Genomic DNA, 21,459 nt, shown 5'->3' on the forward strand with positions numbered 1-21,459 from the left:
TTGGAGATGTCGTGAGACCCACAAGTTGGACAGGTCATCTCGATTGTCATGGAGCCTACTCCCTCAGAATCTAGGAATACGTCGGCGTTACCTTATTTCCCTCTATCCTTTACGTTAATCCACTACCTCCGTTCATTGTGCTGTGGCTATTTGTGGCGGCGCTGTTCTTTACCGTGCGGATGGGGTTCATCAACCTGCGGGGCTTTAAACACGCCATTGAGGTGGTGCAGGGCAAGTACGACGACCCCCACGACGAGGGCGAGGTGTCGCACTTTCAGGCGCTGGCTACCGCTGTCTCCGGGACGGTGGGCCTGGGGAATATTGCCGGGGTGGCGATCGCCATTCAGCTCGGTGGCCCAGGGGCGATGGTGTGGCTTACCCTGGCCGGGTTCTGCGGCATGGTGACCAAGTTTGTCGAATGCTCGCTGGCGGTCAAGTATCGCCGCATCGAAAACGACGGCACGGTGCTGGGTGGCCCCATGTATTACCTGACGCGGGGGCTATCGCCCAAGGGTATGCGGCCCCTCGGCCAGGGGCTGGCGGTGCTGTTTAGCCTGCTGTGTCTGGGCGGCAGTCTGGGCGGGGCCAATATGTTTCAGTCGAACCAGGCCTACGCCGCTATCTCTAGCTTGATTCCGGGGCTACCCGCCTGGGTGTTTGGCCTGATTTTGGCCTCCCTAGCGGCCTTCGTAATTATTGGCGGCATTCGCCGCATTGGGGCGGTGGCCGAGAAGCTGGTGCCTGCGATGGCGGCAATCTATGCGATCGCCTGCCTATTTGTGATCGTTGTGAACATTGGCCAGGTGCCCGCCGCCATTGGCACTATCTTTAGGGAGGCCTTTGCCCCTACCGCTGCGGTGGGCGGCATTGTCGGGGTAATGGTGCAGGGCATTCGCCGCAGTTCGTTCTCCAACGAGGCTGGGGTAGGCTCGGCGGCGATCGCCCATGCGGCAGCCCGCACCGACGAGCACATTCGCGAGGGCATTGTGGCCCTGCTAGAGCCCTTCATCGACACCATCGTGATCTGCAATATGACGGCGATCGCGATCGTGCTCACCGGGGTCTACCAAGACACTGGCGAAGAACTCAGCGGCGTCGCCATGACCGCCAGCGCCTTTGAGTCGGTGATCGGCTGGTTCCCCGTGGTGCTGAGCATTGCGGTCTGTCTGTTCGCCTTCTCTACGATCATTTCCTGGAGCTACTATGGCATTCAGGCCTGGGCTTACCTGTTTGGCGATCGCACCACCATCGTGTTCAAAATCATCTACGTGCTCTGCACCTTTTTGGGCACCCTCACCAGCCTGGGGCTGATCATCGACTTCAGCGACCTGATGCTGCTGGGCATGGCTTTCCCCAACCTGATCGGCTGCTACATTCTCTCCAACGAGGTGGCCAAAGACTTAAAGGACTACTGGCAACGGCTCAGCTCTGGGGAAATGCAGACCTACGATGCAATGACGGTAGGGTCGTCAGAAGGGTCTTAATTGACCAGGGCAAACTCAACGCTGCCCCCATATTTTATTAGGAATCGATGCCATCTCCCAGCAGTTCTGAATCGCCTTGTCCCGTGAAGGAATTGTTAGCAGAGCCTCTAAGCAAAAAACAGAACGAGGCGGCTCAGAACCCTGATTGGAACATTTTTGGGAATATCTAATGTTGGGCGTCAGCGCATGACTTTGCCTGACTGCGGGCTCGCTCCATCTCGATGATGAACTGGCGGCGCAGGCGAGGCGGAGTAGCCTGATAGTCGCCGTAGCGATTGCAAAACCGCCAAAATTTTTCCACCTTAGCCCAGGGGCGGCTGTGGGCTGCCACGGGGTCTAGGGCATCGACGTTTTGGGTTATGGAGAGCCAAACCATGATCGTTTCCTCCATCGGTACTGAAATGGGCACTGGCAATTTCAACCTGTTTCAAGCTTAGAGAGACCAAACAGAGAGGGCAAAAGACAGCATCGATAGCATCTATGCAAAAAAACTATGCAAAAAACAACAGTGCCGCCAGTTTGGGCTGGCGGCACTACTCTGCTGATGAGTTTAGAGAAAATCTTAGCGGCGCACCACTAAAACAGGGCAGGGGGCAAACCTGACCACGCGCTCAGCCACCGAGCCCAGCAAAAATCTCGACAGGCCCGTGCGCCCTTGGGACGGAATGATAATGAGATCGATAGTATGGCTACCGGCATAATCAATAATTTCAGAACTGGGATTGCCGACTATGACCGAAAATTTAATAGGCCGATCCGCTTCACTCGGAAATGTCTTATGGAAAAGGGTCGTGATGTGATCGGTGCGGGTTTGATGATCAACGGTTTGCCAAACCATGCCCGGCTGGGTCGGTTCTAGCGGCGATAAAACATGGATGACGTGAATTTTAGTGGTGTCTCCAAATGACTCTATAGCCCTATTGATCGCTTGGTAGGACTGTTCAGAGAAATCAGTAGGCACTAGAACGTTGTCACTGGCGAATAAAGGCATAGTCGGCATCCTCTTGCAGGCTATAAGACAGCGATCGCACTTTCTAGATAGTTGGCTGGCGGGGCGATCGCCAATAGCCCTAGTCTAAAACTAATCTAAGCATTGCCCGGTGTCGTCTGTTTCGGTTTGCCAATTAATTCCAAATTCAATGTCAGACAGCGAGGTCGCTATCCTCATCGACAATTCGAGCCATAATCAACTCTGGTGTATAGCAGGAAATCAAGCGGCGTCCTGCATCTGGTTCAAATCGACATAGCCACCGGCTTGACAGCCATCTTTGAATGCAACTCCTTAAATTACATCGGCCAGGTCTTGAAGCCTCGAATTCTGAGCTAGCTTTTCTGAGCACCGTCGACCTGCTTGAAAACTATTGCCAGGATAGCGCTCTTGGAAACACCGCCTCGGGTCTTGTCGGTTCTCAATCGCACAGTGACAAAGGTTGACTCAATTTCGGCCTACAGCGATCTTTGCGTAGTCTAAGGAGACTTCTGAAAAAGAGTTTCCCTAATGGTGGGCAGTGCCCACCCTGCAGCGGCTATAGTCGCTGGATTGAAGCTGGTATCTTCTTTCCTGGAAATCTCCTAAGCTCCAGTTAATCAACTAGACATTTGCCTATCTGATTTGCCTCCACTGTTTTAAGCGCAATGTATTTAACATTGCTCAACTAAAATTGCTACGGCCTACGAATAAGCCTCAAACCAGCTGTCATCACAGCCTGAATGCACGGCTAGCGTTCTAGGCCTGATATAGATCCACAGAATCTTTCAGCATGGACACCCCTTGGTATGTCAGCAATCTTGCTAAGCCTTCAGTGATATTACTTAAATTGGGGTTTACGCCACCGTAGACATATAGTATTTTGTTTATTAACCGTAAATCACTGCGGGCGTCTTAGCAGAAGCAAGCCCAGATTAAAGATCTGGGGTTTGGGCATTGTGGCGAGTAGTCTATATGAAGCAATGTTTTGTACTTGAACGTGCAGACGATTGATGCAATTGGGGCAGCATAGCTTACGCTCTTGACGCAACCTACTGTGCTTAGGCAACGGAGATCGCTCAGTTGTTAGAAGTCAGGGCTTAATGATTGTATGCAGTCAGTGCCAATATTTATACGAATTTCTTTGGATGCTTACAGGAAGCGAATTTAAAGTCTTTGCAAACTGCATCTTCTCAAATCAAATCAATGCCAAACTAGGCAAAAATAGTTCTTTTTAAAGAGTCTGTTTAATTTCTTTTACAATCAGGAATCTACCGTGGGCAAAAGACTGAACATTGTCGTACTTGGTCCCAGCCTAAGTGAACGAGGAGGCATGGGATCTGTTCAAAGACTAATCTTGGGTTCTGCTTCAACTGATTTTACAGTTGTCCATCTTTCCACGTGGGAAAGCTCTTCCCTTGGGCTTCAAAAAATAGCTGACTTTATTCGATCATTCGTCCATTTCTTCATTTTGCTACTCTTAGGAAAAGTTGACTTAGCGCACATTCATATTTCCGAGCGGGGGAGTCTATTAAGAAAGTTTTCTTTGAGCACAACGGCAAACTTGTTTAGTGTGCCTGTTGTTATGCATGCCCACGGCTGTGAATTCCACGTTTTCTATCAAAGTTCGCCTGCCTTTTTGAAGCGGATTATCAGCGCTTGCTTAAGGCAATGCGCCTGCTTAATAGTGCTGTCGGACAGCTGGAAAGATTTTTATGTGAAAAGCTGTGGTCTCACTGCTGATCAAGTCGTTGTTCTGAAGAATCCAGTGGTGTTTCCTGATTTTATTCCCCACCGCCAGGGAGGAGACACAATAACATTCGCTTTTATGGGCAAGCTTAACCAGAGAAAAGGAGTCTATGACATTGTCAATGCGCTTGCTCTTCTCGACCCCCATGAGCGATCGGGAATGCGAATTGAGTTAGGAGGCAGTGGCGAAACTCAGGCTATTCAAGACTTAGCAAAATCCCTAGGCGTTCAAGATTTAATCCATTTTCATGGCTGGGTCAATGAAGAATTGCGCAACCAGATTTTGGCAGGAGCAGATGTTTTTCTGCTCCCTTCCTACAATGAGGGTCTGCCAATGGCCCTGTTAGAGGCAATGAGTTGGTCGTTACCATCCATTAGTACTCCAGTAGGGGGGATTCCAGAGGTCATTGACCATGGTTTTAATGGTCTACTTGTTCATCCCGGCGATGTGACTGGTTTAGCCAGCGCTATGGCATTATTGAGAAATGATGCAGAACTGCGGCTTCGCCTAGGTCACTGTGCCCGCGAGAGCATTTGTGGACTTGATCTTGAAACCTACCTCACCAAAATCTGCAATATTTATTTAGCCTCTACCAGGACTTTTTGCAGGCAGGCACTCGAAAAAGCTTGAACCGGCTTACTTGAACTATCCAATCAGCTTTCTCGCAAGACTAAGTAAATATCCTATCTTAAGAGCTTTTTACCTGACTATTTACAAGATTGAGTACGGCATTTTCTACTTTAGCGAGGTACGAATTGAGATCTAAGGCTGCCATATAACAAGTGTTTCGAAAGTTTTTCTGTACCTCAACAGATTGAGAAAGGCTGTATAACGGCCAATTTTTTTATTATTAATCTTAGTTATGCCAGACGTTGCTATTTTTTTAATGGATTTGCGAGGTGGCGGAGCCGAAAAAGTGATGCTTAATATCGCTAACGGTCTTGCTGCAAAAGGCTTAGAAATTGACCTAGTCCTAGTTCAGACAAAGGGAGAGTACATTAAGCAAATTTCGGCTCAGGTTAATTTAGTAGAGCTTTCATGTTCCAGACTGATTTCGGCATTGCCAGCTTTGGTTTCTTATCTTAAAAAATATCAGCCAACAGCTCTCTTGTCTGCCCTAGAAGACACCAATATTATTGCTATACTTGCAAAGCTTTTTGCAAATTCATCATCCCGCACGGTCGTAACAGTACATAATCATCTTGCCCATGAAATCTCCCATTCTAAAAACTTAAAAAGAAAGCTAGTTCCCCATCTCCTACGGTGGATCTACCCTTACGCCGACGCTGTAGTAGGTGTTTCTCAAGGCGTCGTTGACAACCTGATTGATTTTGGTGTGGCCAAGCACAAAACTTTTAAGATATATAATCCAATCATCACACCTGATCTGGTAGAAAAATCAAGCGATCAGCTTGAACAACCGTTATTTCAGCTAGACCAAAGGCCTGTAATTTTAGGCGTAGGTCGCCTCACAAGACAGAAGGATTTTCAAACCCTGATCTTTGCTTTAAAGGCTGTGAGGGAAGTTTTGTCTGCACACCTTGTTATTTTAGGAGATGGTGAAGACAGGGCTCAGCTGGTTGACTTGGTTCACCAGCTTGGCCTTCAAGATGCGGTAACCTTTCTAGGTTTTGTCTCAAATCCTTATGTTTTCATGCGAGAGGCCGATGTGTTTGTGCTGTCATCGGCCTGGGAAGGGTTTGGAAATGTATTAGTAGAAGCAATGTTTTCTGGAACACCTGTAGTCTCAACTAACTGCGAAAGCGGCCCTGCCGAGATCTTGGCGGATGGCAAATATGGACATCTTGTAGCAGTAGGCCATGCTGAGGCGATGGCCCAAGCTATTGTTGATACGCTTCAGAAAAAATCGGTAAGTCCTGAAGTGCTGAAACAGAGAGCCAGCACATTTTCCTTAGAAAATTCATTGGCAAAATATATGGAGCTGCTAAAAGTTTAATGTTTTGAATAAATATTATGCGCCGTCAGAAACTGGGATGTTGTCTAATTGGCCCTTCCAATTAGTTTATTTGGAAATAGCCAGATGGATTTTCCGCTTCTAGACAAAGGTTTTTGCCAGTTCTATTTTTGACTGGACCACACTTTACTTCGAATCAGTCAAGCGTGGATGGATATCTTTGCATGTGCCCTTAGCCTTTATTGTTCCAGATGCAGGCGTAGTGAGAGCATATTAGGGAAGTAGAGATTTGGACAGATGGGGCTATGGCTTAAGAGGCGATCGCCCCCGTCAATCGATCGATGGCGCGATCGCCGCCAAAGCGCTGGGCAATGATGTCGTCGTAGGTGTCGGCGATGGTCACCACCGAGAGAATGCAGGTCTGTAGCTCCATCAAATCCATGTTTTCGCCGCCGAGCACGCTCTCCGAAAAGAGTACCTGGTTGGCCTCGTCGAGGTGGAAAGCTCCAAATCGCATGCGGCGGTTTTCGGTGAGCAGAAAGTGCATCAGTTCATAGTCGATGGTGCTGCCGATGGTGACGCAGCTGGTGGCCCGCACCGTAGCCAAGTCGGCTTTTTCCCAGGGGTGCACTTCCCAGGGCAGCACTTCGATCTCAACTAGGGTAGAGCCGTAGAGAATGTCGAACTGGGGTTTGTCGGGGTAGACCCTCAGGCTGTCTTTGAACAGGACAGCGGTCTGGAGATAGTCGGCAACCTTGGTGTAGGTGAGCGCCTGGACGTTGCTGATAAAGGAGATGGCCATAGGGACTTTTGGATTGGCGATTTTGGATTTTGGCGGGGACTGCGGGGTACAAAAACTGGGTTTCTTTGCCACCGGAGGACTCACCTGTGAAGCTCCCAGAAGAAACCCAGTTTTTAGTCCTACATCATGAACATTTTTTGGTCGAGGGATTTAGGCGCGTGGGCGTCGACGTACTGCTGGGGGCTTTCGTCCGATTCCAGCCGACCGTCTACCAGGTTGATGATGCGATCGGCGACGTCGAGAATGCGGTTGTCGTGGGTGACCATGAGGATGGTGCAGCCCTTTTCGTCCGCTAGGTGCTGCATCAGCGTCACCACGTCGCGGCCCGACTTTTTGTCGAGGGCAGCGGTGGGCTCATCGGCGAGAATCAGCTGGGGCTGGTTGACCAGGGCGCGGGCGATCGCCACCCGCTGCTTTTGCCCCCCGCTCAGCGCCGCCGGTTTATAGTCGGCCCGATCTGCCAGCCCCACCTGACTGAGAATATCCACCGCCAGCCGCCGCTTGCCGCGAAAGTTACCGGTAAGCTCTACCGCCATCTCCACATTTTGGGCCGCCGTCAGCGACTCAAACAGGTTGTGAGCCTGAAAGATAAAGCCAATGTTGCGGCGAGTTTCGACCAGCTGGCGGTTGCCCATGCCCACCAGCTCTTTGCCCAGCACCTGCAAGCTGCCCTCGGTGGCCGATCGCAGCGCCCCAATCAGGGTCAGCAGCGTGGTTTTGCCCGAGCCCGAAGGCCCGGTCATAATCACAATCTGGCCGGGGTGCAGATCGAGGCTGATGTCGAAGAGCACCTGTTTGCGCAGATCGCCCCGGCCAAAGAAGTAGTCGAGGTGACGCACCTGCACCGAGCTGGTGGTGGTCTCGGGAGCGGTAGATGATGGAGACAATGGCGTAGTACTCATAGACCAAATACCTCTGCGGGGTCAGTACGCTGCACCTTGCGCACGGCAACAGCGCCAGAAATCAAACACATAATGAAGGTAGCTAAATACAGGTTAACCACTCGCGCTAGGGTCATCTTAAACAGCAGGCCGGTGACGGCAGCGCCCAGGTTGTAGAACAGGGCGCTGACCAAAAAGCCCGGAATAAACCCTAGCACCGAGAGAATAATCGCCTCCTGAATTACCACCCCAAACAGGTAGGCGTTGTCGTAGCCGATCGCCTTGAGGGTGGCGTACTCCGACCAGTGGTCAGCCACATCGGTATAGAGAATCTGGTAGACGAGAATGATGCCCACCACAAACCCCATGGCCGTCAGCAGCGAAAACACAAAGCCAATGTTGGTGTTGGCTTCCCAGTAGGTGCGCTCGCGGGCAATGAAACCCTCAGGCCCCTCCATCGGCAAGACCAATACGTCCTTAGGCAGACCCTCGGCGAGAGTCTGCACCAGACTGTCGATGTCGGTGCCAGGGGTCACCCGCAGCAGGCCAATGTCGGCGGTGGCAAAGCTGCGCTCCTCTTCTTCGGGGCCGCGATTGGCAAAAAACCGCAGAAAGTTTTGGTCGCTCATGATTAAGTTGCCGTTGCCCGAGGCAAAGTCGGTGCCCAGGCTAAAGGTGCCCACAATGCGAATCTCGCGGTCAGCCAGCTCGGTAACCACCCCGGTCTCGCGGGGGCCGACCTCATCGCGCGATCGCTCATCGATCATGGCGGTGTTGGGCAGCCGCAGGTCTTGCTGCCGGGCCAGCACCTCGGGCATAGGCAGCACCGGGTCGGAGGGGTTGTAGGCGATCACCCGCACCGGGCGGGTTTTGCGGGTGTCGGGGTTTTTCCAGCGGGCGTCGCTGAGGTAGATGGCGTAGGCTCCCTCCACGCCGTCAAAGGCCTGGGCCTGGTAGAGGCGGCGGCGGGCAAAGGAGCGGGGTACAAACATATTCTCCTTCAGCCGGTTGATGATTACGATTTCGCCGTTGAGCTTTTCGAGCAGCTGGGTTTGGCTGTCGTAGAGGGCGTTTTTAAAGCCGGTGAACAAAAACATCAGCAGCACCGCAAAGGCCACCCCGGCCATGGAGGTGAGAAACTTCTTGCGATCGTGAATCAGGTTGAGGAGGGCGAGGGGAGTCCGCTGCATGGCGATGGTGAATTGGCGATTTTAGTAGCGGTAGGGTGGGCATTGCCCACCATTGACCTCTATGCCTAAACGGATCGTTGGCTGGGTTGAGCTGGCTGGTTAAGCGGGGGTGGGAGGTGGGCATTGCCCACCCTACTCAGAGGCTGCTGAGCCCTCTCCATCGGTCGGGGGCAATCCAACAAGACTTGGCTAGACAGCTTCGACATCGGCTGATCAACGGCGGGAAACAGCAGGGGAACTAGTCGCTTGGTCATGCGGGCCGTCCTTAGGGAATGGGTGAGTTGCACGGTTGTGGCAGGGGAAAGCCGCCTCCGGCAGCGGGCGCAAGCCAAACAATGACAGGCCGACAAGCCCCCAAAATCCCAAGTCCAAATTCTAAAATTCATGCAAACACCTCCGCCGGGTCAGCCGTGACGGCCTTACGCACCGAAATCAGCCCCGATAGTGCACACATCAGCACCGTTAGGGAAAACACAAAAATCACTCGAAACACGGTCATCTGCATGGGCAGAGTGCCCGCCGTGGCGTTGTAGGCCAGTTCGTAGAGCCCTAGCGCCAAAATTAGCCCCGGCACGTAGCCCATCAATGCCAGCAGCAGCGCCTCCTGAATCACGGTTTTGAACAGGTAGCTGCCGCTGTAGCCGATCGCCTTGAGGGTGGCGTACTCCCGCAGGTGGTCGCGAATGTCGGTGTAGAGAATTTGGTAGACAATCACGGTGCCCACCACAAAGGAGACCAGCACCCCCAGGCCAAAAATGAAGCCGATAGAGGTGGTTTGAATCCAAAATCGGCTCTCTTTGGCAATGATTTCGGGTTTGGTGTAGACTTCCACATCGGCGGGCAGCTGGTCTTGCAGGGCGGCTTTGACCCGCTCGGTATCGGCACCGGGCTCTAGCAACACCAGCCCCAGGTTGATCTGGTTGAGCGATCGCGGGTCAAAGAAGCGGCGAAAGTTTTGGTCGCTCATGATTAGCGTGCCGTCGGCGGCAAAACCACCCCCCAGATCGTACTGACCAACGACAGTAATGCGGCGGCGATCGGCTTCGGTTTCGAGGCCCACGGTCTGGGGGCCAAACTCGGGGCGCGATCGCCGGTCAATAAAGGCGCTATTGGGCTGCTGCAACACCTGCCGTTCCGCCAGGGTATCGAGCTCGGGCATCAGAAACACCGGGTCGCTGGGGTTAAAGGCATAGACAAACATGGCCCGGCTGAGACTGGTTTCGGGATTTTTCCAGAGAGCGTACTCGGCATAGAGGGGCATCACCTGCTGCACTCCCTCAATGCCCGCCGCCTGGTACAGTCGCTCGCGGGGAAACGCCTTAGTCGAGCTAATTTCGAGGGACTGGGGGGAAATCAGAAAAATATCGCCGTTGAACTGATCGTAGAAGTTGGTGGTAGTGCTGACCAATGCCCCCAAAAAACCTAAATTCATAAACATCAGCAGCACCGCAAAGGTAACCCCGGCCACCGCTACCAGCAGGCGGGGGCGATCGTGGCGCAGGTTGTACCAGGCCAGGGGAATGCGGGGTAGAGAAGGAAATTTCATCGCTAGGACTCAATGTCAATGGCGACATCAACCTGGAGGTTGGTGAGGGCCGCCACCGCATCGCTCTGGTCAACCTGCACCCGCACTTCGACCACGCGAGCGTCGGCGTTGGCGGCGGGGTCGTCGTCGAGCACGTCGTTTTTGGCAATTTGCAGGCCAATTTCGGCGACGGTGCCGGTCAGGGTTTCACTAAAAGCACCGTTGCGGCTGGTGATGGTGGCGGGCTGACCCAGCTCAACCAGGCCAATGTCGGTCTCGTAGACCTCGGCCACCACCACCATCTGGCGGGTGTCGCCTAAAGCCAAAATCGGGCCATCGGCAGGCGCTACGGCCTCCCCAGGGTAGGCAAAGACATCGAGCACCTGGCCGGCCTGGGGCGATCGCACGATGGTGCGGGCCAGCTGGGCTTCGGCCAGGGCCAAATTTTGGGCGGCAGAGTCAACCTGGCTGGCCACCTGGGCGCGGGTAGTGGTGGCTCGGGCAGAGTCGACCTGAGCTTGAGCGTTTCTAATGTCGCTGAGGCGAGCCTGCTCCAGCCGCTGCTTAGTCGCCTGGGCGTTGCCCAGATCGGCGCGCAAACTGTTGACGGTGGCCTGCTGGCGATCGAGCTCCTGGCGAGAAATCGCCCCCGACTCGTTGAGTTCTTGAAATCGAGCCAGGTCAATTTCAGCCACGCTCAGCTCGGCCTGGAGGCTCTCAACGGCAGATTGCTGGGCGGCGATCGCGGCCTGCTGCGGCCCGTCAATCTGACCAACCCGAGTGCTGGCCTCCTGCACCTGGGAATTGCCTAACGTCGTTTCGGCGGCGAGATGGGCGCGGGCCTCGGCCAGCTGGCTGGCGGCCACATCGCGCTCGGCTCGGCGCACGTCGTAGGTGTCGAGGTAGGCCAGTACCTGCCCTGACTGCACCTGGTCGCCCTTCTCCACCTCCAGGCGATCGATCCGCCCAGCCTCAGCTGTCGCTACGTCGATAACGCGGCTGGCGGGCTCAATTCGCCCCAGAGCCACCACCTTCACCTGCTGCGGGGGCGGCAGCTCGGCCTGTTCGCGGGCGGCCTGGCGACTTTGCATGACGTTGCGCACCGCTACGGTAGTCCCTGCCCCCACGAGCAGCAGGGCACCAATCAACAGCCAAAAACTCGGCTTTCTCCAAGGCTGAACCGGGTGGGTAGACATAGGCGCATAGGACAACTGCACTGAATTTAACTGAACGGTGTAGTTTAGTCAATGGGCTCAGGCAGCAGAATTGGAGCGAGACCCAGGGGCGATCGCAAGGGTATTTACCCCAACTACTTCGGGCAGCGAGGGCCACTCAGCTCTGGCCCTCAACGGCCTCTATGGGGGAGGTGACAGTGGGTCTCCAACGCTTGCAGGCATAGCCGTAGAACCTCCAGTGGACGGATCCTCCACTGGAACCTCAACCGTTAGGGGAACTTCAGCGGGCGGAGAAGCCGTATCCAGCATCTCTGGCAGGGGATTGACCACACCGGGCGGCGTATCGTTAAAGCGCCTCAGTTCTTCTACCGGGGTGGGGGGAACGGTGACAAGCGCGTCTTCTGCGCCCTGGATGCTGGCCCCAGCGGCAAAATCGTTGATCAGAACCGGGTCTAAAATTGCGTTTTCGGCATCAAAGGGAGCCTGCTGGCCTAGGGCTTGCAGTAGATCGGGCCGCAGAGCAGCCAAGGGGTCATTCGGGGCCGGGCGGTAGCTGGGGTTGTCCAGTTGTAGACCGGCCATCAAGTCGCTGGTTTGATAAAACTCCAGCAGATCAAACTCGACCACCTGCCAACTCCCCCCGCCTACGAAGGCCATTTGCCCCCCGTAGAGGGCTAGCTCCTGTTCCGTCTCGGCCGCCGTCACCAAGACGGGGGTAGGCGCGTCGGCCAGGGCCATCACCAGCGTGAGCTGCCGAGAGGGCACGTAGCGCACCACTATGCCCGTGCTGTTGAGCCCCACGGTGGCGTTGGGGGTCTCAATAGTCGTTCGCCCCTGGTCGGGGGGGACAAACACCGCCACCGTGCCGCGGTTGAGCCGCAGGCTGCGGGTGTCGGGCCAAAACCGCAGGCTGGCCTGACCGCCTACCCGAGTCAGCGACCCGTCGTTAAACAACACCTCGGCCTTGGCCGAAGCGCTGGTGTTCAGGGTTTCCCCAGGGCAAAAGCAGTCGTCTACCGTCGCCGAGCGGGCGCTGCCGCCAACGGAAACCAGACTGACCTGATGGGTGCTAGACCTCAAATTGGCCCAGGCCCAGGGCACCTCTGCCAAAGCCGGAGATGCGATCGCAGCACCACCGACTACCGCCAGCAGCACCGCCGAAAAACCATCGGTACGAAAAACCATAGCTCAGTGAAGAGTGACCACGAATTACAGCAAGCCTGAGGCCTTGAGGTAGATGCGGCCAAATGCCCTAGCCCCCAACCGGCCAGGACAATTGTCGGTAGAATACCCCAACAGTGACAGTCCAGCGCCAGGGGCAACACCCTCAACCCAAACTCAGTGCAGCGCCACCGCGGCTCTGCCAAACTAAAGCCACTATCTAAGCGGGGATCTAGCTCTATGGTAGGGTTCGGGCAACCCGGTTCGGGGCCGATTCATAAATCTTGTGCCCCATCTAGATTAAATCTTTAATGAATGTAGGCCTTTCTTTCAGGAATCAGCAGCAAGATCAGTGATTCTGCTGGTGACGGGACAACAAACGGTATATCCAGGCAGACTCCATTGGCTAAGCGGTACCCCCCCCTCCCCCTGGCGTTAATTAGTTTTTGCCTTTTCTGTGGCGGCGTCCTGCCGGGCCGCGCCAGGGCAGATCAGCCTAGCCCCTCGGCGGCGTCCGTCGTCCCTACGGCGGTGAATGGCAAATCGGCCCCCGATGTGGTTTTGCTCCCGCCCCAAAGTCCATTACCTACCCCACCGGCTCTGGCCGGGGAGACCAATGAGCCCCTCGGCGAACGCGGCCAGGCCGCTCGGAGGGAGGCGGCTGAGCCGTCTGGCGAATCGTCGGTCAATGTGCCGAGCCTTAACCCGACCGCTAGGGACGCGATCGCCCCCGATCCAGCCCTGGCGACCAACGCCTACCTGACGGCTGCCGCCGCCCTAGCCCCAGCGACCCCAGCGGCCCCAGCCCTGCCGCCACCCCCCGCCCCCCTGGCCCAGCTCGACCCCAGTGACGACCCCCTGGCCCAAGACCCAGAGCTGGGGGTCATTCAGGTGCGCAGCCTGCTAGAAGACAACGACCTGGGGATTTTGCGCATTCGCGATCAGCCTCAGATTCCGGTGGCGACGGCGCGGCCCCCCGCCAAGATCGGGTTTTTGTCGGCCCGCCTGGCGATCGCCAGCAGCGACAATATTTTGCTGGCCGTCAACGATGTTGGCGGGCTGACCGGCGACATTTTTCTGCGCCCCTCAGTGGCCTTTGGTGTTTACCCCTCCCTGGGGCCTCAAACCGCTTTAATCGCCACCGCTGACTATGGACTACAGCGCTACGGTGCTCAGTCATCTCTCAACTACGACGATCTGCGGCTGCGGGTGGGCTTGCGCCAGGGGTTGACCCCCCGCAGCTACGGACAGCTAATTTTCACCTACCAAGAGCTGTATCGCCCCGGCGGCAACCGAGGCCGGTTTTTCAAAAATACGGCGCTGGGGCTCACCCTGGGTCGTCGCGACCCGATTACCCCCAGACTGGCCCTCGACACCTACTATCTGATTCAGTTCAACGGTGCCCAGTCCACCAGCAGCGGCACCGCTACCGACTTCAGCCGTCTCTTTCAATCGGCTGGCGGCTACCTGGGCTACGACGTTACCCCCCAGATCCAGGCGGGCATCAGCTATCAGCTCAACTTCATCGACTACACCGCCCAAGATCGCTACGACACCTTTCAGCAGGTGCTGGGGCAGGTGGTCTACCGCATCACCCCCAACCTGCGCTTCAACGTCTACGGCGGCGTTAGCTTTGGCCGCTCCTCTGAACCTCGGGTGCGATTTAACGACACGTTCTTTGGCGCGGCGATCGATGCCACGATACCCTTGTTTTAGCCAGATTTTGTTGTAAGGTCCCTGGGTCTACCGCATGGGTCACCGTTGCCAGCACCGTTTATGGTGGCTCGCCTTGGCGGCGGGTGGGCTGCTGGTAGCCTGTAGCGCCCACCGCCCCCTGGCCACTTCTGAAGCCCGCAGCTCCGTGGGCGACCCCGACACTCTGGTGGTGACCACCGAACCCGCCTTTCCTCCCTTTGTGTACCTCACCGCTACGGATGAACTGGTGGGTTTTGATGTCGATTTGATTACCGAAGTGGCCCAACGACTGGGGCTCAAGGTCTACTTTGCCTACATTCCCTTCGACGGGCTGATGGCTACCCTAGAGGCCGAAACCGCCGATGCCGCTGTAGACGCCATCACCATTACGGCTCGACGCGATGAAACCATCGACTTTTCTCGGCCCTACTTTAGGTCAGGGCTGGCTATTGCTGTCCGCCGCGACGACCCCAGCATTACTTCCCTGCAAGATTTGTCGGGCAAAAAAATTGCCGTCAAGCTGGGCACCACCGGGGCTGATCTGGCAGGTCAGGTGCCTAACACCCAGCTGGTCACCTTTGATTCGGCAGAAAAGGCGTTGATGGACTTAGAAAAGGGCAATGTGGATGCGGTGATCAAAGACAAGCCCACCACCCTCGGGATGATTGAGCTGGCCAACCTACAAAACGTGCGTCTGCTCGATGACCTGCTGACGGAGGAATACTACGGCATTGCCCTACCCCCCGGTTCACCCAACAAGCCTTTGATCGATGCCACCCTCGACGCCATGCTGGCCGACGGCACCATTGCCGAGTTACATCGCAAGTGGTTTGGCTACGACCCTGAACCCGTCCCGGAGGCGGGGTACTGAGACTAGAACAGGTTGACCACTTGCTCGCAGTCAAAAGCCCTCTGAGAGCTAAAGATGCAGGTCGTTGAGCCAGGGATCTTGGCAGCCGGCCTCTGCCGCAATTCTGCATCGCCTGATCAACGTTTTGGAAATCTTCCCAAAAGCTCAATCATCAAAAGTGCGCCACCGCTGGCAAAAACGCCGCCGAACATACCTTGAGCCACCCGAACCTTAGGCGCTTCGGTGAGGCAGTGTCCGGGCAATGTTTCTGATGTGCTACAGGCTTGGTTTTCAACCCGCGCTGCGCCGCCGCCCAAGAGAATACCCATTCCGAGAACCAGGGTGGCTCCCCACAGCAAACTGTTTTTTTCGCGTTGAATAAACATTTCGGTAGTTGACAAATGGTGAATTTAGAATGCCCAATTACGTCATCGTTGATAACGTGCGATCGCCATCGGCTGCTTCACATTGAGCCTGAGCCTTGGAGCTAACCCACTGTTTTGGGCAAGCCAGGGCGGAGGGGCTATCTTTCTGCCGAACCATCCTCAGGCTAGAGCCCGCCTACTGCTTACCCCTTCTAAACTGAGGGCATTGCCGGATCAGTGCGGTTGTAGCTGGTGGGCAATGTCTCATTTGCCCGGCTCAAGACCTCAATGGTTACCGTTTCGCCTCAGCTTGCAGACAGTGCAGATTCCGAGTTGGCATTGCCTTCGGTAACCATTGCCGAACCCGCCCAGGCGGCGCGCTCGGCTGGGCTACGCTACGTCTGCGACGATCGCCCCGGCTTTGGGCGGCGGCGGTGCGGCAAGGGGTTTACCTACCTGGATGAAGGGGGCGATCGCATCTCAGACACCGCCGAGCTCAAGCGGCTCAAAGCCCTGGTCATTCCCCCCGCTTGGGAAGACGTGTGGATTTGCCCCTTCCCCAACGGCCACCTGCTCGCCACTGGCCGCGACGCCAAAGGGCGCAAGGTCTACCGCTACCATCCCGACTGGCGCACCGTGCGCAACCAGACCAAGTTCGACCGGCTAATTCCCTTTAGCTACGCCCGCCCTCTTATTCGCGAGGTTACCGATGGCCATCTGCGCCAGCGGGGTCTATCGCAAGAAAAGCTGCTGGCGGTTGTCGTGCGGCTGCTAGAGGCCACCGTAATTCGCATTGGCAATGACGAGTACCGAGAGCAAAACCAGTCCTTTGGGCTGACCACGCTGCAAAATCGCCATGTGGATGTGGGGGTCAGCAAAATTCGCTTCAATTTTGTCGGCAAAAGCGGTGTTGAGCACGAGATTGAACTGAGCGATCGCCGCCTGGCCCGCGCCATCAAGCGCTGCCAAGAGCTGCCTGGCCAGCAGGTGTTTCAGTACCTAGACGAGGCGGGTCATCGCCAGACCATCAGCTCCGACGATGTCAACGCCTACCTGCAAACCATTACCGGGGAAGAGTTCACCTCTAAGGATTTTCGCACCTGGGCCGGTACCGCCTGCACAGCCCAAATTCTCAATGAATTGGGGAAACCCACCTCAAAGACCCAGGCCCAGGCCAATATTCGTGAGGCCATTAAAGGGGCGGCCCAGCATTTGGGCAACCGAGTGGCCACCTGCCGCAAATTTTACGTACACCCCACCGTGACCCAGGCCTACGAAGCAGGCTGGCTGCTAGAGGTCTGGCAAGCGGCAGCAGAGTCTCCCAGCGATCGCGATTTAACAGCTGAAGAAAAAGCCTTAGTGGCGGTGCTGAGACATAGCCAACAACAAAAATAAAAAGAGGGTCAACAGCAAGAGGCCTCGAAAGCCCCCTTTTTAAGGGGGCCGCGCAGCGGGGGATCTTCACCCTGCGGCGTAGTAGAGATCCCCCCTGCCCCCCTTAAAAAGGGGGGTTAAGATTGGCTAAATTAACCGCTGCAAGACCATGAGCGATCGCGCCGCCACCGAAATCATTTGATCGCCCGTCACCAGCCGTTTCTCAGTCACAAATCGAGGTTCCGTCGTATCGATTACCACTGACCACTCATAGGGCTGAAATAGTTCGGCTAGCTTAAAGTCAATCGCCTCATAGTGGGCATTAAAAAACATTAAAAAGTCGTTGTCGCTAATGCGCTCCCCCTGTTTGCCGGGGCTGGGGATCTTGTCGCCGTTGAGAAAGACGGCGATCGATTTAATGTAGCCAATTTCCCACTGCTCCTGGGTCATCTCGGCACCGTCGGGGTTGTGCCAGCTAATATCAGTCACCCCAGAGCCGTGGATGGCCTGCCCCTGGAACCACTTACGCCGCCGAAACACCGGGTGTTGCCGCCTAAAAAAGATCAGCTCTCGGCAAAAATTGATCAGGTCTTCGTTGCCCTTGGGCAGTTTCCAGTCAAACCACGAGACTTCATTGTCTTGGCAGTAGGCGTTGTTGTTGCCCCCCTGGGTGCGGCCAATTTCGTCGCCGCCCAAAATCATCGGTACCCCCTGCGACAGCATCAGGGTGGTCAAAAAGTTGCGGCGCTGCTGCTCGCGCAGCTGTAAGACCTCTGGGTCATCCGTCGGCCCTTCTACGCCACAGTTCCAGGAGGAATTATTGCTTTCCCCATCCTGGCTGTTTTCGCCGTTGGCTTCGTTGTGCTTGTCGTTGTAGCTCACCAGGTCGTTGAGCGTAAACCCGTCGTGGGCGGTAATGAAGTTAATGCTGGCGTTGGGCTGCCGCCCATTCATTTGAAAGTAGAGATCAGGGCTGCCGGTGAGGCGATAGGCAAACTCGCCCAGGGTTTCATCCTGCCCGCGCCAAAAGTCGCGCACCGTATCGCGGTAGATGCCATTCCACTCCGACCAGTTGACGGGGAAGTTGCCCACCTGGTAGCCGCCCATGCCCACATCCCAGGGTTCAGCAATTAGCTTTACCCCCGCCAGCAGCGGGTCTTGGTGAATTAGGTCAAAAAAGGCCGACAGCCGATCGACGTCGTAGAGTTCGCGCGCCAGGGCCGAAGCCAAGTCAAACCGAAAGCCATCGACATGCATTTCGCCCACCCAGTAGCGCAGGCTGTCCATAATCAGCTTGAGCACCTGGGGGCTGCGCATGTGCAACGAGTTGCCGCAGCCAGTAAAGTCCATGTAGTAGCGCGGGTCATCTTCTACCAAGCGGTAGTAGCTAACGTTATCCACCCCGCGCAACGAGAGGGTCGGCCCCATGTGGTTGCCCTCCCCGGTGTGGTTGTACACCACGTCGAGAATCACCTCAATGCCGGCCTGGTGAAGGGCTTTTACCATATCTTTGAATTCTCTGACCTCATCCCCCAGGGCATCGCCAGAGCTATAGCCGGAGAAGGGCGCAAAGAAGTTGAGCGAGTCATAGCCCCAGTAGTTGCGCAGCCCCTTATCGACCAAGTGGCCAGGGCGCGAGAGAAAGTGGTGAATCGGCATCAGCTCAACGGCGCTAATGCCCAGCCGCTGCAAATGCTCAATGGCAACGGGGTGGGCCATACCGGCGTAGGTACCCTGCAATTCCTTAGGAATATCGGGATGCCGTTTGGTAAACCCTTTGACATGCACTTCGTAGATGACGGTTTCGTGCCAGGGGGTGCGCAGCAGGGTGTCGTCTTCCCAGTCAAAGGTTTCATCGACGACGACCGACTTGGGCATCAAGGCCGCGCTGTCGAGGTCAGAAAAGGAGAGGTCGTCGTCGGGGCTGTCCCAGTCGTAGCCAAAGATCTCAGGCCCGCTGCCCACTTCCCCCGAAATCGCTTTGGCGTAGGGGTCGATCAGCAGTTTGTTGGGGTTGAAGCGGTGGCCTTCTTCGGGGGCGTAGGGTCCGTGGACCCGGTAGCCATATTCTTGACCGGGGCCAATGCCGGGCAGGTAACCGTGCCAAACGAAGTTGCTGACTTCGGTGAGGGGAATGCGGGTTTCGGTGCCGTCTTTATCGAAGAGGCAGAGTTCAACCGCTGTTGCATGCTCAGAAAATAAAGCGAAGTTAGTGCCTTTGTGATCCCAATGGGCACCCAGGGGGTAAACATCGCCGGGCCAAACTGCAACGTGCATAGGGGAAGAATAGTATGGATAAGTGGCAGAGAACTTAGGCAGAATTCAGGGTTCTGAGCAGAACCAAATAGCCTCTTCCCGCGAGTTTAACTGGGAACAAGGCTATCTTAAGCTGACTTCTCAACGATGTATTAGGAGATGCTAAAAAAGTAGCAAAGTCTGTGTCGCTGGGAATCTATCTAGGGAAGGACAACAGGTCTGTGATCCTAGGCTACGCAAAACGCCCAGCACTAAGTGGGTGGGCTAATTCAAAAGTAGGATGGGTTAGCGGTAGCGTAGCCCATGCGGGCGTTGGGTTACCCTGCGGGAAGCAAGCTACGGGCCTCAACCCAACCTACATCGACTATAGCTTCAATGGCTTTTATTGCACGACCTGCCGCCTGTAGTTTCACCATAGGGCAGCGGTCTGACCGCTGCGGCCTTAGAGGGAGGTGTTGTGATCACAAAGAGGGGGATAGCTAATCTGATTTAGCCATCCCCCTCTCGTGTTTTTAAGTCAACAGGTTGTAATTAGGCGGCCATATCGCTGGCTTTGGGGCGGCGTTTGCCCATGGCTTTGAAGCGTTCGCCCAGCTGGTCGGCTACGCTCTTGAGGCCGGGGGAGTGGCGGGCGGCGGTTTTAACGTAGTCGTAGACCAGCAGGCTACCGATCATCGATTCGCTGCCGACGGCGAGCAGGGTGTCGTCAACGGTTTCGGTGAGCTGCTCTAGCAGTCCCAGCACTTCGCTGAGGGCGACGGTGAGCTGGTAGTCGCGGGTAAACTCGGCAATGTCAAATTTGCCGGGGACAATGTCGGGGTTGTTTTGGGTGGCGGTGACGCTGTTGCGCACAAAGGCGAGGCTTTTGTCGCCCATTTTGAAGCGCTTACGGCGTTCGTCGGGGGTGAGGTTGATGAGAAAGGGCAGTTGGTTTTGAATGACGGCGATCGCCCCTTTGATCTCGGCCATGGCCGGGTCTGAAATGGTGGCACTGATGTTGTCGTACGGCATACCCTGATGTCTCCTTCAGTTATAGATAGATGCGGGTTATGGTGGCCTGAGCGGGCAGAACGTTTGCATGGTTTGCTCGGTCATAGGTGAAACATTCCCTGCGATCGGTGGGGGAGCGCGAAAGATACCTTCACGCTGGAGCGATTCAGCCATTAAGCTAACAAACCCCCCTTTTTAAGGGGGGCAGGGGGGGATCTCCACCACACCGCAGAGTAAAGATCCCCCGCTGCGCGGCCCCCTTAAAAAGGGGGCTTTCAAGACCTTGTTCTCTACCCCCCCTTTTCAAGAGGGGCAGGGGGGATCAAAATCCGTACCTAGAGCAATCAGTCAAAATGAGGTCATTAGCAGCATGGGTAGAGATCCTCCTTGATCCCCCTCAAAAAGGGGCTTTGGATAGCCGATGACAAACCTCAACGATAGCGACTTTCACCTTCCCTACAATCCAGCCCTCATTGCTAGGGCCAAAGAACTGCGGCAGAACATGACTTCAGCCGAGAAAAAGCTGTGGTATCAATACCTGAAGACATTTAAATATCGTGTTTTAAGGCAGCGACCCATTCATCACTTCATCGTTGATTTCTACTGCCCTCAGTTGAAGTTAGTCATCGAAATTGATGGAGATAGCCACTCAAGCGAAGACGCCCAAGCCTATGATGCTGAAAGAAGTGCCACCCTGGAGGGATATGGGCTAAATGTGGTTCGCTTTACAAACCGGCAGGTGCTATATGAGTTCGAGTCTGTCTGCGAAGCTATAGCAGCGCTACTCTAACCCCCCTTTTTAAGGGGGGCAGGGGGGATCTCTAACCACGCCGCAGAGTAAAGATCCCCCGCTGCGCGGCCCCCTTTTTAAGGGGGGTAAAAGTCCCCCTTAAAAAGGGGGATTTAGGGGGATCTCCACTTTTGCTACAAGAAATAGGACTTTTCAAACATCCGGCTCTACGGGAATGAGTATGCTGATGTAGTCGATACTATACCGAGTCGTTATGGTGCCTCTGCTCACGGAATTACTAGGTCTATCTGGTGTTGATGTCGAGTCTTATGAGGCCACTGAGGACAGC

18 protein-coding genes and 1 pseudogene are annotated in these 21,459 nt (G+C 55.4%); 7 read left to right on the plus strand and 12 right to left on the minus strand.

Features of this window, described 5'->3' with window-relative positions; all coding sequences use genetic code 11:
• The first annotated feature begins 137 nt into the window (after positions 1-137).
• Complete coding sequence (locus VB780_RS07820; protein ID WP_323350576.1) at positions 138-1,484, plus strand: alanine/glycine:cation symporter family protein; 1,347 nt, start codon at positions 138-140, stop codon at positions 1,482-1,484.
• 166 nt (positions 1,485-1,650) lie between these two features.
• Here the strand turns inward: VB780_RS07820 and VB780_RS07825 are convergent, their stop codons facing one another.
• From VB780_RS07825 to VB780_RS07835, 3 genes and pseudogenes are all read right to left on the minus strand, one after another.
• A complete protein-coding gene (locus VB780_RS07825) occupies positions 1,651-1,860 on the minus strand; it encodes a hypothetical protein (protein WP_323350577.1) in 210 nt (69 codons plus the stop codon).
• 186 nt (positions 1,861-2,046) lie between these two features.
• Positions 2,047-2,475 carry a universal stress protein gene (locus VB780_RS07830; protein ID WP_323350578.1) on the minus strand — a complete coding sequence of 143 codons (429 nt, stop codon included), beginning with the start codon at positions 2,473-2,475 and terminating at the stop codon, positions 2,047-2,049.
• Between the two features lie 219 nt (positions 2,476-2,694).
• Positions 2,695-2,924 (minus strand): annotated as a pseudogene (locus VB780_RS07835) (IS256 family transposase); the annotation flags it as partial.
• An 860-nt stretch (positions 2,925-3,784) separates the two neighbouring features.
• On the opposite strand from VB780_RS07835, the gene VB780_RS07840 reads away from it, so the two are divergent.
• The gene (locus tag VB780_RS07840) at positions 3,785-4,831 is read left to right on the plus strand and encodes a glycosyltransferase family 4 protein (RefSeq protein WP_323350579.1); all 1,047 of its coding nucleotides are present in this window, start codon (positions 3,785-3,787) and stop codon (positions 4,829-4,831) included.
• Positions 4,832-5,063: 232 nt separating this feature from the next.
• The gene (locus tag VB780_RS07845) at positions 5,064-6,158 is read left to right on the plus strand and encodes a glycosyltransferase (protein ID WP_323350580.1); all 1,095 of its coding nucleotides are present in this window, start codon (positions 5,064-5,066) and stop codon (positions 6,156-6,158) included.
• Between the two features lie 268 nt (positions 6,159-6,426).
• Here VB780_RS07845 and VB780_RS07850 read toward each other — a convergent pair whose 3' ends face one another.
• From VB780_RS07850 to VB780_RS07875, 6 genes are all read right to left on the minus strand, one after another.
• Positions 6,427-6,918, minus strand: a complete 492-nt coding sequence (locus VB780_RS07850) for a T3SS (YopN, CesT) and YbjN peptide-binding chaperone 1 (RefSeq protein WP_323350581.1) — start codon at positions 6,916-6,918, stop codon at positions 6,427-6,429.
• A gap of 119 nt (positions 6,919-7,037) precedes the next feature.
• A complete protein-coding gene (locus VB780_RS07855) occupies positions 7,038-7,820 on the minus strand; it encodes an ATP-binding cassette domain-containing protein (protein ID WP_323350582.1) in 783 nt (260 codons plus the stop codon).
• On the minus strand, positions 7,817-8,989 hold the full coding sequence (devC, locus tag VB780_RS07860) for an ABC transporter permease DevC (RefSeq protein ID WP_323350583.1): 1,173 nt from the start codon (positions 8,987-8,989) through the stop codon (positions 7,817-7,819). Before devC (VB780_RS07860) ends, VB780_RS07855 begins: the two co-directional genes overlap by 4 nt.
• 382 nt (positions 8,990-9,371) lie before the next feature.
• Positions 9,372-10,535 (minus strand): ABC transporter permease DevC, encoded by a 1,164-nt coding sequence (devC, locus tag VB780_RS07865; protein WP_323350584.1) that lies wholly within the window; start codon positions 10,533-10,535, stop codon positions 9,372-9,374.
• 2 nt (positions 10,536-10,537) lie between these two features.
• Positions 10,538-11,710: an efflux RND transporter periplasmic adaptor subunit gene (locus VB780_RS07870; RefSeq protein ID WP_323350585.1), complete on the minus strand. Its 1,173-nt coding sequence runs from the start codon at positions 11,708-11,710 to the stop codon at positions 10,538-10,540.
• A gap of 159 nt (positions 11,711-11,869) precedes the next feature.
• A complete protein-coding gene (locus VB780_RS07875) occupies positions 11,870-12,874 on the minus strand; it encodes a FecR domain-containing protein (protein WP_323350586.1) in 1,005 nt (334 codons plus the stop codon).
• A 378-nt stretch (positions 12,875-13,252) separates the two neighbouring features.
• Between VB780_RS07875 and VB780_RS07880 the strand changes: the two genes are divergently transcribed.
• Both VB780_RS07880 and VB780_RS07885 read left to right on the plus strand, forming a co-directional pair.
• Positions 13,253-14,566 (plus strand): hypothetical protein, encoded by a 1,314-nt coding sequence (locus tag VB780_RS07880; RefSeq protein ID WP_323350587.1) that lies wholly within the window; start codon positions 13,253-13,255, stop codon positions 14,564-14,566.
• Between the two features lie 34 nt (positions 14,567-14,600).
• Positions 14,601-15,416 (plus strand): basic amino acid ABC transporter substrate-binding protein, encoded by an 816-nt coding sequence (locus VB780_RS07885; RefSeq protein WP_323350588.1) that lies wholly within the window; start codon positions 14,601-14,603, stop codon positions 15,414-15,416.
• A 116-nt stretch (positions 15,417-15,532) separates the two neighbouring features.
• Here the strand turns inward: VB780_RS07885 and VB780_RS07890 are convergent, their stop codons facing one another.
• Positions 15,533-15,781 carry a hypothetical protein gene (locus VB780_RS07890; protein ID WP_323350589.1) on the minus strand — a complete coding sequence of 83 codons (249 nt, stop codon included), beginning with the start codon at positions 15,779-15,781 and terminating at the stop codon, positions 15,533-15,535.
• A gap of 318 nt (positions 15,782-16,099) precedes the next feature.
• Here VB780_RS07890 and VB780_RS07895 point away from each other — a divergent pair, with 318 nt between their 5' ends.
• Positions 16,100-17,155 carry a DNA topoisomerase IB gene (locus tag VB780_RS07895; RefSeq protein ID WP_323350590.1) on the plus strand — a complete coding sequence of 352 codons (1,056 nt, stop codon included), beginning with the start codon at positions 16,100-16,102 and terminating at the stop codon, positions 17,153-17,155.
• 126 nt (positions 17,156-17,281) lie between these two features.
• Here the strand turns inward: VB780_RS07895 and glgX are convergent, their stop codons facing one another.
• Together glgX and VB780_RS07905 are read right to left on the minus strand one after the other, a co-directional pair.
• Complete coding sequence (glgX, locus tag VB780_RS07900) at positions 17,282-19,411, minus strand: glycogen debranching protein GlgX (protein WP_323350591.1); 2,130 nt, start codon at positions 19,409-19,411, stop codon at positions 17,282-17,284.
• Positions 19,412-19,921: 510 nt separating this feature from the next.
• Positions 19,922-20,401 carry a hypothetical protein gene (locus VB780_RS07905; RefSeq protein WP_323350592.1) on the minus strand — a complete coding sequence of 160 codons (480 nt, stop codon included), beginning with the start codon at positions 20,399-20,401 and terminating at the stop codon, positions 19,922-19,924.
• Positions 20,402-20,801: 400 nt separating this feature from the next.
• Here VB780_RS07905 and VB780_RS07910 point away from each other — a divergent pair, with 400 nt between their 5' ends.
• Positions 20,802-21,170 carry an endonuclease domain-containing protein gene (locus VB780_RS07910; RefSeq protein WP_323350593.1) on the plus strand — a complete coding sequence of 123 codons (369 nt, stop codon included), beginning with the start codon at positions 20,802-20,804 and terminating at the stop codon, positions 21,168-21,170.
• Positions 21,171-21,459 lie beyond the last annotated feature (289 nt).

This window comes from Leptolyngbya sp. CCNP1308 (assembly GCF_034932455.1).
Classification (GTDB): Bacteria; Cyanobacteriota; Cyanobacteriia; order Phormidesmidales; family Phormidesmidaceae; genus Nodosilinea.

Coding starts and splice junctions, on each gene's coding strand:
- VB780_RS07825 (WP_323350577.1), bottom strand. CDS start 1,860: ATGGTTTGGCTCTCCATAACCCAAAACGTCGATGCCCTAGACCCCGTG.
- VB780_RS07830 (WP_323350578.1), bottom strand. CDS start 2,475: ATGCCTTTATTCGCCAGTGACAACGTTCTAGTGCCTACTGATTTCTCT.
- VB780_RS07840 (WP_323350579.1), top strand. CDS start 3,785: ATGGGATCTGTTCAAAGACTAATCTTGGGTTCTGCTTCAACTGATTTT.
- VB780_RS07845 (WP_323350580.1), top strand. CDS start 5,064: ATGCCAGACGTTGCTATTTTTTTAATGGATTTGCGAGGTGGCGGAGCC.
- VB780_RS07850 (WP_323350581.1), bottom strand. CDS start 6,918: ATGGCCATCTCCTTTATCAGCAACGTCCAGGCGCTCACCTACACCAAG.
- VB780_RS07855 (WP_323350582.1), bottom strand. CDS start 7,820: ATGAGTACTACGCCATTGTCTCCATCATCTACCGCTCCCGAGACCACC.
- devC (WP_323350583.1), bottom strand. CDS start 8,989: ATGCAGCGGACTCCCCTCGCCCTCCTCAACCTGATTCACGATCGCAAG.
- devC (WP_323350584.1), bottom strand. CDS start 10,535: ATGAAATTTCCTTCTCTACCCCGCATTCCCCTGGCCTGGTACAACCTG.
- VB780_RS07870 (WP_323350585.1), bottom strand. CDS start 11,710: ATGTCTACCCACCCGGTTCAGCCTTGGAGAAAGCCGAGTTTTTGGCTG.
- VB780_RS07875 (WP_323350586.1), bottom strand. CDS start 12,874: ATGGTTTTTCGTACCGATGGTTTTTCGGCGGTGCTGCTGGCGGTAGTC.
- VB780_RS07885 (WP_323350588.1), top strand. CDS start 14,601: ATGGGTCACCGTTGCCAGCACCGTTTATGGTGGCTCGCCTTGGCGGCG.
- VB780_RS07890 (WP_323350589.1), bottom strand. CDS start 15,781: ATGTTTATTCAACGCGAAAAAAACAGTTTGCTGTGGGGAGCCACCCTG.
- glgX (WP_323350591.1), bottom strand. CDS start 19,411: ATGCACGTTGCAGTTTGGCCCGGCGATGTTTACCCCCTGGGTGCCCAT.
- VB780_RS07905 (WP_323350592.1), bottom strand. CDS start 20,401: ATGCCGTACGACAACATCAGTGCCACCATTTCAGACCCGGCCATGGCC.
- VB780_RS07910 (WP_323350593.1), top strand. CDS start 20,802: ATGACAAACCTCAACGATAGCGACTTTCACCTTCCCTACAATCCAGCC.